We start from the raw sequence: 12,940 nt of genomic DNA on the forward strand, positions 1-12,940 counted from the left end.
CGCGTGACCTGCGACGGCGGCCTGCGGGCCGCCGTTGTCGTTTTTGGCGCGCCCTCACCGCTCACACGAACGCCAGGTCGTGCAGCTGGATCGTGTCGTCGATCCAGTCGTCGCAATGCCCGAACCGGTACCCGAGCGCCTGCGCGCGTGACGTGTCCAGCACCATCGCCCCCGGCACGTCGAACGGCGACAGCCGGCCCATCGGCTCCGGCGGCACCTTTTGGCGCATCGTCACGGGCGTATCGAGCACGGCGCCCACCCGTTCGTACAACTGCGCGGCCGACAGCGGGCCGTCGCATGCCGCGTTGACGGGCCCCGTGAAATCCTGCATGCCGACCCACGCCAGGAAATCGGCCGCGCCTTGCAGCGGCAGGAACGACAGCGCCGCCTGCGCGTCCGAGTATTCCAGCACCCCGCCCATGCGCGCCAGTTCCACGTAGTGCGCGAGCCGTCCCGTGAAATCTTCCGGGCCACCCAGCACATGCGCCAGTCGCGGCGTCACCAGAGGCACCGAGCCGTCGCGCACGAGATAGGCCTCGGCCTGCACCTTGCCCGCGACATAGCACTCGGTGGCGCGGCACGGGTCGTGCCATGGATACGTGGTGTCGATGCGTTGCGCCTCGACGGCCAGGTCGGCCTCGCGCAGCGGACGGTCGTGGCCGTAGCCGAGGGCGCGGTAGGCGTCGATCGTGGACGCCATCACGTAGCGCCCCACCTTCCCGGCGAACGTCCGCACGGAGATGGCGGCGTCGAGCGGGTTGTAGCACATCTGGTCGTACACGATGTCGAACGGGCCCAGACGGGCGAACGCGTTGCGCATCGCCGTCTCGTTGCGCCGGTCGACGCGCACGCGCGCGATGCGGTCGCCGAACGGGTCGGGCGCATAGCCGCGCGTCGCGATGGTCACGCGATGGCCCGCGCGCAGCAGCCGTTGTACGAGCAGCCTCCCGATGTAACGGGTACCGCCGATCACCAGAATGTTCTTGGACATGAAGTTTTCCTTACGCACGTGGAAAAACCGGATGGGTTTCGACGCGCCCCTTGGTCTGTGGGCATGGCACGGTCGTGGTCAATCCGCTATATTCTGTAACCAGAAGCGCAATTGTTCAAACTAGAAAAATAAATCTTATGAATAAGAAAAACTTATGCTGGAGTGAGCGGTGAAACCACTGCGCAGCCTCTCCGGCCTGATCGATTTCGATTGCGCCGCCCGCTGGGGCAGCTTCAAGCTGGCGGCGCGCGAACTGCACAAGACGCCGGCCGCCGTCAGCCTGCAGGTCAAGCAGCTCGAAGAAGCGATCGGTTTCCCCCTGTTCGTCCGCCATCCGCGCCACATCGCGCTGACGGCCAAGGGACAGGAACTGGCGATCGTCGTCGCGCGCATGCTGGCCGACCTGCGCGGCAAGGTGGCGGCGCTGCAGCGGGGCGACGAGGAAGCCGTGCTGCGCATCTCGACGACGCACTCGTTCGCCATCAAGTGGCTCGTACCGCGGATGTCGCGCTTCACGAAGCTGCATCCGGAACTGGACCTGCGCATCGATTCCAACGACACGCCGGTCGACATCGAGGACGACGCCGTCGACGTGGCGATCCGCTACGGGCCCGTGAAGGATGGCGACCCGGCGCTGCTGTTCCGCGAGCGCCTCGTGCCCGTGTACAGCCCCGACTTGCTGGCGGACGGCCAGGACGCCCTCACCCTCGCCGACCTGAAACGCTTCCCGCTGCTGTGCGAACGCACGCCGGAAGGCTGGCTGCAGCTATTGAACGAGAACCGGGCGCTGAAGGGCGATTACGACTTTGCGCGGATGTACAGCCACTGGGGCGTGCTGGCGCAGGCGGCCGTCGCCGGCCAGGGGATCGGGCTCGTACCGTACGGGATCGCGTTCGAGGACATCCGCGCCGGCACGCTGCTGCAGCTCGCGTGCAAGAGCGCGCCGTTCGGTTATGGGTATCGGCTGCTCGTCAATCCGCACAAGGAGGCGATGACGAAGGTGCAGCATTTCCGCGCGTGGATCGTGGCGGAGATGGAATCCATGAGCCGCACGATCAACGCGTAGGGTGAACGGCTCCGCCGTCCACGCGTTCCGGCGGCCCATGACCTGCCGTGCCGTCCATCTGATGTCTGCTGAACGCGTGCACGGGAAACCCGTCCACCCTACCGTGCCTTCTCCCGCCCGACAACGTACAGCAGCACGCAGATGGCGGCATACGGAAGGATCGACAGCAGATCCGAGCTGGCGCCCGCGAAGAACGGATTCATCGCCTCGGCCCACTTGTTCATCGCGTTGTCGAAGTCCGTCATCACGCCGGCCGTGATGGCGATGATGATGCCCGCCAACGCGCCGCCTGCGATATAACCCGACGCGAGCAAGGTGCCGGAGCTGCGGTCGCCCGCGGCCTGCATCTCGTCCGCGCACAGGCCGCTGTACTGCGGCAGCGTGTTGTTGCGGCGGTCGACGAGCCAGCGGATGATGCCGCCGATCGCGATCGGCAACGTGGACACGAGCGGCAGGTACACGCCCACCGTGAACGCGAGCGACGCGACGCCGGACATCTCCAGCACGACGGCCACCATCACGCCGAACAGCACCAAGGTCCACGGCAGCTGGTGGTCGAGGATGCCCTTGATGATGTAGGACATCAGCACGGCCTTCGGCGCGTCGTATTTCTTGACTTCGGAGCCGTCCGGGCGCGTGTGGAACTGGCCGTTGATGCCGGGGTCGACAAGGTAGGCGAGCGTACCGTCGGCGCGCACGAGGTATTTGCCGGCCGGGCCGCCCGTCGTGTCGGTCTTTTGCCAGACCTTGTACGTGGCGTGGTCGCTGGCGGCCTGCGGGCCTTGCAGCTGCATCGTGTCCGTCAGCCGGGACGCATCCGTCGTCACGTGCGGCGCCACCTGCGCGGCCGGCACGTACACGGTGCCCGCCTCGTTCAACTTCAACAGGATCGGGCCCAGGATCAGGGCGGATGCCAACGCGCCGACCAGGATCGCGTACTGCTGCAGCCGCGGCGTGGAGCCGACGAGGAAGCCCGTCTTGAGGTCTTGCGACGTCGTGCCCGCATTGCTCGCGGCGATGCAGACGATGGCGCCGACGGACAGCGCCGTCACGTAGTAGCGCCCGCCCGTCCAGCCCATCACGAGGAAGATCAGGCACGTGAACAGCAACGTGGCGACGGCCATGCCGGAGATCGGGTTCGACGACGAGCCCACCTCGCCCGTCAGCCGCGACGACACGGTCGAGAACAGGAAGCCGAACACGAGGATCAAGAGCGCGCCCAGCACGTTCATGTGCAGCGGCGTGGCGAACGTGATGACGGCGATGATGCCCAGGCACCCGATGACGACCCATTTCAGCGGGATGTCCTGTTCGGTGCGCAGCGGCGCGTCGACGGCCGACGCCTTGCCCGCATTTTTCCCGATCCCTGCCAGTCCGCCCTTCAAGCCGTTCCAGATCGTGGGCAACGAGCGCACGAGCGAGATCAGGCCGCCCGCCGCGACGGCGCCCGCGCCGATGTACAGCACGTACGCGCTGCGCACGTCGTCCGGGCTCATGTCGCGGATCAGCATCGTGCCCGGCGCCACCGGCACCGTCAGCGCGTCGCCGAAAAACTTGATCATCGGGATCAACAGGAGGTACGACAGCACGCCGCCGCCCGCCATGATCATCGCGATGCGCGGGCCGATGATGTAGCCCACGCCGAGCAGCTCGGGCGAGATCTCGGCACCGGCCGAACCGGCCTTCAGCGGCGCGTCGAACACGAAGTTGACGGTGTCCTTCCACAGCTTCAGCGAGATGTTGAGGACCTTGTACAGCAAGCCGAGGCCAAAGCCGCCGAAGATGATGAAGGCGCGCATGCGCGCTTCCTTCGCCTCGTCGGAATCGGCGTCGCGCACTTCGCCCGCGGCTTCGCGCGACGTCTCCGTCGCCGCGGCCTTCAGCACCTCGGCGCACGCCGTGCCTTCCGGGTATTTCAGTTCGCGGTGCTGGTCGACGATCATCGTGCGGCGCATGGGGATCATCATGAGGATGCCCAGCAGCCCACCCAGCACGCCGACGAGCATGACGCGCGAGATCTCCAGGTCGAAGCCGAGGATCATGATGGCGGGCATCGTGACGCCGAGGCCGAACGCGATCGATTCGCCGGCCGAGCCGGCCGTCTGCGTGATGCTGTTCTCGAGGATCGTCGATTCGCGTCCGCCCACCTTCTTGGCGAGGCCGAACAGGGTGATCGCGATGACGGCGACAGGGATCGATGCGCTGACGGTGAGGCCCACTTTCAGCACGAGGTACAGCGAGGAGGCACCGAAGACCATGCCGAGCACGGTGCCCATGATGAGCGCGCGCCAGGTCAGTTCGGGCAGCTGCGCGGACGCCGGGATGTAGGGCTTGACGTTGGGCGGGCTGGGGTCGTACGGCATGAGCGGGGTGTCCTTCAGGCGGGGTATTGTCAAACAGGACTGCCGGGATCGCCGCGCAGGCCTCGAAAGCGTGACTATCTCACATGCCGTAGTGGAAGAAAAGCGGATTATAATTTGCGCAGTTTCCCTTTCTTCGCCCGTACTTACGGCCTCCAACGGGTTTTCGGACCCGCATCAAGAGAGTTCAGTTTTGGCAACTACCCGCAAGCCGGCAATGCCGCGCGCCCGCCGCCAGCGCGGCTTCCTGATCCCGGCACTGGCCGTCCTGGCCGCAATCATTGTCCTGTTCATCGCCGGTGTCGCCGGCTACATCGTGCTCCGCGTGCTGCCGAATGTGCCGCCGCTGGACGCCGTCACCGACTACCGGCCCAAGATTCCGCTGCGCGTCTACACGGCAGACAACGTCCTCATCGGCGAGTTCGGCGAAGAGCATCGCGATTTCGTGCCGATCAAGAAGATCCCCGACCTGATGAAGAAATCGCTGCTCGCCATCGAGGACGCGCGCTTCTACGAGCACGGCGCGATCGACTGGAAGCGCGCGATGGGCGCCGTCGGCTCGAACCTGCGCGGCGGCTTCGGCGCGGGCGGCGCGTCGACGATCACGATGCAGGTGGCGCGCAACTTCTTCCTGTCGCGCGAAAAGAAGCTGACGCGCAAGATCAACGAGGTCGCGCTCGCGTACAAGATCGAGGCCGCGCTGTCGAAGGACGAGATCCTCGAGCTGTACATGAACCAGATCTACCTGGGCCAGCGCGCATACGGCTTCTCGAGCGCCGCGCGCATCTATTTCAACAAGACGCTGGACCAACTGTCCGTCGCCGAGATGGCGATGCTGGCGGGCCTGCCGCAGAACCCGGCGCGCCACAACCCGGTCGCGAATCCGAAGCGGGCGCGCGAGCGCCAGCACGCGGTGCTGGGCCGCATGCGCGCGCTGGACTACATCACGGAAGAGCAGTACCAGAAGGCGCTGACCGAGCCGCTGCGCGTCAACACGCGCGGCGCGCAGGAATTCGGCACGCACGCGGAATACGTGGCCGAACTGGCGCGCCAGGCCGTGTACAACCAGTACAAGGAAGACGCGTACACGAAAGGCATCAAGGTCTACACGACGATCCTGAAGCCCGAGCAGGACGCCGCCTACGCATCCGTGCGCCGCAACGTGCTGACCTACGACCAGCGCCACGGCTGGCGCGGTCCGGAAGACCGCATGGAGCTGCCGACCGATCCGACCGAGCGCGAAGACGCGATCAACGAGGTGCTCGGCAAACGGCCCGTCAGCGATGGCCTGATCCCGGCCGTCGTGCTGTCCGCGACGGGCAAGACGGTGCGCGTGGAAACGGTCGATGGCGACACGGTCGACCTCACGGGCGCCGGCCTGAAATTCGCGCAGGCGGGCCTGTCGTCCAGCGCCAAGGAAAAGATGCGATTGACGCCGGGCGCCATCATCCGCGTGGCGAAAGACGCGAAAGGCAACTGGAGCGTGACGCAGGTGCCGGCGGTGGCGGCGGCGTTCGTCGCCATCGATGCCGATACGGGCGCCTATCACGCGCTGGTCGGCGGCTTCGATTACAACTTCCAGAAATTCAACCACGTGACGCAGGCATGGCGCCAGCCCGGTTCCGGCATGAAGTCGTTCATCTATTCGGCCGCCATCGACAAGGGGTATTCGCCGGGCACGCGCATCCTCGACGCGCCGCTCGACATGCCGGGCGAAGACGCGGGCAAGACGTGGTCGCCGCAGAACGACGACAACAAGTACGACGGCCCGATCACGTTGCGCCGCGCGCTGGCCCTGTCGAAGAACGTGCCGTCCGTGCGCCTGCTGCGCGCGATCACGGTGCCGTACGCGCATGAATTCATCGCGAAGTTCGGCTTCGACCTCGACCGCCAGCCGAACAACTACACGTTGGCACTTGGCACGGGCGCCGTGACGCCGCTGCAGATGGCGGGCGCCTACGCCGTCTTCGCGAACGGCGGCTACCGCGTGCAACCGTACCTGATCGCGCGCATCGAGGATGCCGACGGCAAGGTCATCGCCGAGACCAAGCCCGCCGCCGAGCACACGGACGAGCAGCGCGTGCTCGATCCGCGCAACGCCTTCATCACGGACAGCATGCTGCGCGACGTGACGCGCTACGGCACGGGCGCGGAAGCGACGAAGGCCCTCGGCCGCACGGACATCGCAGGCAAGACCGGCACGACGAGCGACGCGATGGACGGCTGGTTCTCCGGCTATGGCGGCAACGTGGTCGCCGTCGCGTGGATGGGCTACGACGATCCGAAATCGCTGGGCGGGAAGGAATTCGGCGCCACCGTCGCGCTGCCGATCTGGATCGACTACATGCGCGTGGCGCTGGCGAAGAAGCCGCCGCAGGACGAGCGTCCGCAGCCGGAGGGCGTCGTGCGCGAGAACGACGACTGGGTCTACGCGGAATTCGCCGAGACGCCGACCTTGAACAGCATCGACCTCGACCAGGCGCCCGATCCGAACGCAGCGCCGCCGGCCGAAGGCACGCCGCCGGGTACGCCGCCCGGTACGCCGCCCGGTACGCCGCCGCAGCAGCCGCAACCCCAGCAACAGCAGCCGTCGAACACGCTGTTCTGACGGTTTGATTCTCCCCCGACGGGCCGCCGCGTGCGGCCCGTTTTTCATTAGCGAACCGCCAACCGCATTGCCACAAATTCAAGAGATCGTCCGTCCAGTCCTACATCTCTGTACGAATTCATCCTATTTCGAAAGGGCATCGCAGCCTCCATGATGGCGTCACTTTTTACAAAGGAGTCAACATGAAAAAGTACCAAGCCCTTATCATCGGCGGCCTGATGGCCTTCGGCCTGGCGGCATGCAGCTCGACCGGCACCCACAGCGACGCGACCGGCAGCTCCTCGTCGGGCACCACGTCCAGCGGCAGCAGCTCGGGGTCGAGCGCGACGGGCACGTCGGAATCCGGCACCATGGGCACCTCGGGTAACGGCGCGTCCGGTACGTCGAGCAATGCGCCGACCGGCACCTCCGCCGTCGGCACCGGCAACTCGGACGCGACCGGCCAGGGCACCAACCCCGCACCGGCGCAGACCACCGGCAATCACTGATCGCCGCCGTCCGGCCGACCGGGGCCGGACGGCCTGCCCAGCGCAGGGCAACCGTGACGTTGTTCGACTATAATGGACGCTCGTCCTGACGATCCCGAACCGCACAGCGTCAATGCCCTTCGATCTCTCCAAGCACCTACCCAAACCCGGAACCCGTTTCGCCCTGCCCCAGTTGCATGGCTCGTCCGATGCCTATTCGCTCGCCGTCGCCGCCCTTGCGCTGAAAGACAAGAAGCAGATGCTGACCGTGATCGTCGCGAACGCCAGCGACGGCCAGCGCCTGCTCGATGAAATCCCGTGGTTCGCGGACGGCAAGCTGTCGTGCCACTTGCTGCCCGATTGGGAGACCCTCCCATACGACGCGTTCTCGCCGCACCAGGACCTCGTCTCGGAACGCCTCGCGACCTTGCACGAAATCCGCAATGGCCAGTGCGACGTTCTCGTCGTGCCTGCGACGACCGCGCTCGTGCGCCTCGCGCCGCCCGCGTTCCTCGCCGCGTACACGTTCTTCTTCCGCCAGGGCGAGCACCTGGACGAGGCGAAGCTCAAGGCGCAGCTGACGCTCGCCGGCTACACGCACGTGACGCAGGTGATGTCGCCGGGCGAATATTCCGTGCGCGGCGGCCTGATCGACCTGTTCCCGATGGGCTCCGCGCTGCCGTACCGCCTCGACCTGTTCGGCGACGAGATCGAGACGATCCGCACGTTCGACGCCGACACGCAGCGCTCGCTGTACCCCGTCAAGGAAGTGCGCCTGCTGCCGGGCCGCGAGTTCCCGATGGACGAACAAGCGCGCAGCGCATTCCGCGGCCGCTGGCGCGAACGCTTCGAAGGCGACCCGTCGCGCCAGCCGATCTACCGCGACATCGGCAACGGCATCGCGTCCGCGGGCATCGAATATTATCTGCCGCTGTTCTTCGACGAGACGGCCACCCTGTTCGACTACCTCCCGGACGACGCATCGCTTGCCCTGGTCGGCGACATCGAAGCATCCATCCAGCGCTTCTGGACCGACACGGAATCGCGCTACAAATTCCTCAAGACGGACCGCGACCGCCCGATCCTGGAACCGAAGGAGATCTTCCTCGGCACCGAGGACTTCTTCGTGCGGGCCAAGCCCCACGGCCGCTGGGCCATCGCGCGCGACGCGGGCGCGGGCGCTTCCGAACTCTCTGCACCCATCCCCGACATCGCGGTGAACCGCCGCCTCGACGATCCGCTCGCGAACCTGCGTTCCTACCTCATGCAAGCGGCCGGCAAGCGCGTGATGATCTGCGCGGAATCGGCGGGCCGACGCGAGACCCTGCAGCAATACTTCAACGAATACAAGTTCGACCTCGGCCCCGTCGAAGGCTTCGACGGCCTGCGCGCGTCGGATGCGAAGGTCGTGCTTGGTGTCGCGCCGCTGCAGGCCGGCTTCGAGCTGATGGAGGAACGCGCGGGCCACCTCGTGTTCATCACGGAGACGGAGCTGTACGCCGGCTCCGGCCGCCGCGCCGGCAAGAAGAAACAGGAAGCGGGCTCGCAGGTCGAGTCGATGGTGCGCGACCTGTCCGAGCTGAAGATCGGCGATCCCGTCGTGCACATCAACCACGGCATCGGCCGCTACCTGGGCCTCGTCAGCATGGACCTGGGCGAAGGCGAGACGGAATTCCTGCACCTCGAATACGCTAAAGAGTCCAAGCTTTATGTGCCGGTATCGCAGCTGCACGTGATCTCGCGCTACTCGGGCGCTTCGCCGGACGATGCGCCGCTGCACACGCTGGGCTCGGGCCAGTGGGACAAGGCCAAGCGCAAGGCGGCGGAACAGGTGCGCGACACGGCGGCGGAACTCCTCAACCTGTACGCCCGCCGGGCCGCGCGCCAGGGCCACGCGTTCGAATATTCCGCCACCGACTACGAGAACTTCGCCCAGAGCTTCGGCTTCGACGAGACGCCGGACCAGCGCGCAGCCATCGCCGCCGTCATGCAGGACATGACGTCGGGCCGGCCGATGGACCGCCTCGTGTGCGGCGACGTCGGCTTCGGCAAGACGGAAGTCGCGCTGCGTGCCGCGTTCATCGCCGTCATGGGCGGCAAGCAGGTCGCGATCCTCGCGCCGACCACGCTGCTGGCGGAGCAGCACGCGCAGACGTTCTCCGACCGCTTCGCCGACTGGCCCGTGCGGATCGCGGAGCTGTCGCGCTTCCGTACCGGCAAGGAGATCAACAACGCGATCAAGGGAATGGCCGACGGCACCGTCGACATCGTGATCGGCACGCATAAACTGCTGTCGCCGGACGTGAAGTTCACGCGCCTGGGGCTCGTCATCATCGACGAGGAGCACCGCTTCGGCGTGCGCCAGAAGGAAGCGCTGAAGGCCTTGCGCGCCGAGGTCGACGTGCTCACCTTGACCGCCACGCCGATCCCGCGCACCCTGGGCATGGCGCTGGAAGGCTTGCGCGACTTTTCCGTGATCGCGACGGCGCCGCAGAAGCGCCTCGCGATCAAGACGTTCGTGCGCGGCGAGGACGGCTCCGTCATCCGCGAAGCCTGTTTGCGCGAACTGAAACGGGGCGGCCAGATCTACTTCCTGCACAACGAAGTCGAGACCATCGAGAACCGGCTCGCGATGCTGCGCGAGCTGCTGCCGGAAGCGCGCATCGCCGTCGCACACGGCCAGATGCACGAGCGCGACCTGGAAAAAGTCATGCGCGATTTCGTCGCGCAGCGCTACAACATCCTGCTGTGCACGACGATCATCGAGACGGGCATCGACGTGCCGACGGCGAACACGATCATCATGCACCGCGCCGACAAGTTCGGCCTCGCCCAGCTGCACCAGCTGCGCGGCCGCGTGGGCCGTTCCCACCACCAGGCCTATGCCTACCTGCTCGTGAACGACGTGCTCGGACTCTCGAAACAGGCGCAGCGCCGGCTCGACGCGATCCAGGCGATGGAAGAACTGGGCAGCGGCTTCTACCTCGCCATGCACGACCTGGAAATCCGCGGCGCCGGCGAGGTGCTGGGCGAAAACCAGTCGGGCGAGATGCTGGAAGTGGGCTTCCAACTGTACTCCGACATGCTGAACGAAGCCGTGAAGGCGCTGAAGGCAGGCCGCGAGCCGGACATGAGCGCGCCGCTGTCGTCGACGACGGAAATCAACCTGCACGTGCCCGCGCTGCTGCCGGCCGACTTCTGCGGCGACGTGCACGAGCGCCTGTCGATCTATAAACGCCTCGCGAACTGCGAAGACCAGGGCCGCATCGACGACATGCAGGAAGAGCTGATCGACCGCTTCGGGAAGCTGCCGGATGCGGTCAAGGCGCTGATCGAGACGCACCGCCTGCGGATCGCCGCGAAGGCCGTCGGCATCGTCAAGATCGACGCGCACGCGGATGCCGCCAGCCTGCAGTTCATGGAAAAGCCGCCCATCGACCCGATCAAGATCATCACCTTGATCCAGAAGAACCGCCAGGTGAAGCTGGCCGGCCAGGACAAGCTGCGCATCACGGCCACCATGCCGGACCTGGCGGCGCGCGTGAACCAGGTCAAGCAGACCATCAAACAACTCCTCGCTTAACACACAACACACCATGTCCAAGAAGCTCGTCCTCCAGGGCCCTGGGGCCACCCAGCCCGCACTCGCACAGATCGCTGCCCTCGCCCGCCCGGCACGCACCACCGAACTGCACGCGCACGCGCTGCGCTGCGACGGCTTCGACTTCACGCCGGAACTGAAGGCGCAAGTCGAGAACGCGGCCCACGGCGCCGGCATCGACGCGACGTTCGTCGATGCGGACCTCACCTTGGCCGACTTCAAGCTCGTCGCGATGGACATGGACTCCACCTTGATCACTATCGAATGCATCGACGAGATCGCGGACATGCAGGGCCTGAAGGCCGAAGTGTCGGCGATCACGGAAGCGGCGATGCGCGGCGAGCTCGATTTCGCGGAAAGCCTCACGCGCCGCGTCGCGCTGCTGGAAGGCTTGCCGACGTCCGCACTGGAACGCGTGTACGAAGAGCGCCTGCGCATCTCGCTGGGCGGCGAAGCGATGCTGCAGGCCGTGCAGGCCGCGGGCCTGAAGACGCTGCTCGTGTCGGGCGGCTTCACGTTCTTCACGGAGCGCCTCAAGACGCGCCTCGGCCTCGACTACACGCACGCGAACGTGCTGGAAGCGGCGGGCGGCGTGCTGACCGGTAAAGTCGTCGGCGGCATCGTCGATGCGGAAGAAAAGAAGCGCACCGTGGAACGCGTGTGCGCGGAGCTGGGCATCGCCACGAAGCAGGCCATCGTCATGGGCGACGGCGCGAACGACCTCAGGATGATGGGCGTGTCGGGACTGTCCGTGGCGTTCCGCGCCAAGCCCGTCGTGCGGGCGCAGGCCGACGTCGCGCTGAATTTCTCGGGGCTGGATGGGGTGTTGGCCGTCCTGGGATGATTGCCCGAGCATGGACAGTCTGCAATCCATGTAAAGCCAGGTAAAAGCGCCGGCCATACCCAACAGCTTCACCGAGCCATGACGTTAAATGCATGGCGCCCGACGCATCGACGCCGTCGGTGCCGCCATTCATTTGACAGGAGAAGACCATGGCCGTATCCGCAGTTTCCACCAGCCAGACTTACCAGCAAACGTCTTCGACGACGACCGACGGCATGTCGCGCGGCCGCGCGATGAAAGCCCTCGTCGACGGTATCGACAGCGGCGACCTGACGAGCGCCAAGACCGCGTTCGACGCCCTCGAGAAAGACCGCCAGCGTGCCGGCACGGCATCGTCGTCGACGACCGGCGCGACGACAGGCACGAGCCAGCGCGACCAGGACATCGCGGCGCTCGGCAAGGCGCTCGACAGCGGCGATGCCGATGCGGCCAAACAGGCGCTCGCCAAGCTGCGCGACGATGGCAAAAACGCGGCAGGCGCGAGCCAGGGCGCGCACCGCCCCCACCACGGGCACAAGGGACAAGCGGCCGCCCCCTCCACCGCCGCCGCCGCCGCCAGCACGCAGGACACGGCGCTGACTTATGGCGCGTCCGCGTCGGCCACGCAGACTCCGGCACCTGGCGCCACGATCGACGTTTCTGCCTGACGAACGAGCGAGGGCGAAGGAAGCGGCAGTTCAGCGACCGCGCACGAACGCCGCTTCCTCATGGCCGCTCAAGGCCTGCCGGTCCATCGGGATAGGGTTGGTCCCGAGGACCTTGCCATCGCGTGCATACACCAGGTACATCTCGCCGGCCCCGTTTCCCTTCGGCAGCTGCCAATACTGCGGACGGCAGCCGAGCGAGACAGGGACCTGGTTCTTGTTGACAGTGAATTCGAGGGTCCGCTCGTTGGGGTGATGGCCGTGGATCTCGTCGACAGCGCCACGGCACGATTCTATGCACCGCGCATCTGAGACCAGGCAAGATTGTGACATTCCGCATATATGCATATCAGGAATTC

8 protein-coding genes are annotated in these 12,940 nt (G+C 66.3%); 6 read left to right on the forward strand and 2 right to left on the reverse strand.

The window, feature by feature from the left end:
• Positions 1-61 precede the first annotated feature (61 nt).
• The gene (locus NX784_RS24610) at positions 62-991 is read right to left on the reverse strand and encodes an NAD-dependent epimerase/dehydratase family protein (protein WP_258819321.1); all 930 of its coding nucleotides are present in this window, start codon (positions 989-991) and stop codon (positions 62-64) included.
• A 169-nt stretch (positions 992-1,160) separates the two neighbouring features.
• On the opposite strand from NX784_RS24610, the gene NX784_RS24615 reads away from it, so the two are divergent.
• Positions 1,161-2,057, forward strand: coding sequence for a LysR substrate-binding domain-containing protein (locus NX784_RS24615; RefSeq protein ID WP_258819322.1), 897 nt, complete (start codon positions 1,161-1,163; stop codon positions 2,055-2,057).
• Positions 2,058-2,155: 98 nt separating this feature from the next.
• Here NX784_RS24615 and NX784_RS24620 read toward each other — a convergent pair whose 3' ends face one another.
• Positions 2,156-4,420 carry an OPT family oligopeptide transporter gene (locus NX784_RS24620; RefSeq protein ID WP_258819323.1) on the reverse strand — a complete coding sequence of 755 codons (2,265 nt, stop codon included), beginning with the start codon at positions 4,418-4,420 and terminating at the stop codon, positions 2,156-2,158.
• Positions 4,421-4,634: 214 nt separating this feature from the next.
• Between NX784_RS24620 and NX784_RS24625 the strand changes: the two genes are divergently transcribed.
• The 5 genes from NX784_RS24625 to NX784_RS24645 all read left to right on the forward strand — a co-directional run bounded on the left by NX784_RS24625 (position 4,635) and on the right by NX784_RS24645 (position 12,584).
• Positions 4,635-7,025 (forward strand): penicillin-binding protein 1A, encoded by a 2,391-nt coding sequence (locus tag NX784_RS24625; protein ID WP_258819400.1) that lies wholly within the window; start codon positions 4,635-4,637, stop codon positions 7,023-7,025.
• 182 nt (positions 7,026-7,207) lie between these two features.
• Positions 7,208-7,513: a hypothetical protein gene (locus NX784_RS24630; RefSeq protein WP_258819324.1), complete on the forward strand. Its 306-nt coding sequence runs from the start codon at positions 7,208-7,210 to the stop codon at positions 7,511-7,513.
• Between the two features lie 112 nt (positions 7,514-7,625).
• Complete coding sequence (gene mfd / locus NX784_RS24635) at positions 7,626-11,075, forward strand: transcription-repair coupling factor (protein ID WP_258819325.1); 3,450 nt, start codon at positions 7,626-7,628, stop codon at positions 11,073-11,075.
• A 13-nt stretch (positions 11,076-11,088) separates the two neighbouring features.
• On the forward strand, positions 11,089-11,937 hold the full coding sequence (gene serB, locus NX784_RS24640; protein ID WP_258819326.1) for a phosphoserine phosphatase SerB: 849 nt from the start codon (positions 11,089-11,091) through the stop codon (positions 11,935-11,937).
• A 149-nt stretch (positions 11,938-12,086) separates the two neighbouring features.
• Positions 12,087-12,584 (forward strand): hypothetical protein, encoded by a 498-nt coding sequence (locus NX784_RS24645; protein ID WP_258819327.1) that lies wholly within the window; start codon positions 12,087-12,089, stop codon positions 12,582-12,584.
• Positions 12,585-12,940 lie beyond the last annotated feature (356 nt).

It is taken from the genome of Massilia pinisoli (genome assembly GCF_024753285.1).
Classification (GTDB): Bacteria; Pseudomonadota; Gammaproteobacteria; order Burkholderiales; family Burkholderiaceae_D; genus Telluria; species Telluria pinisoli.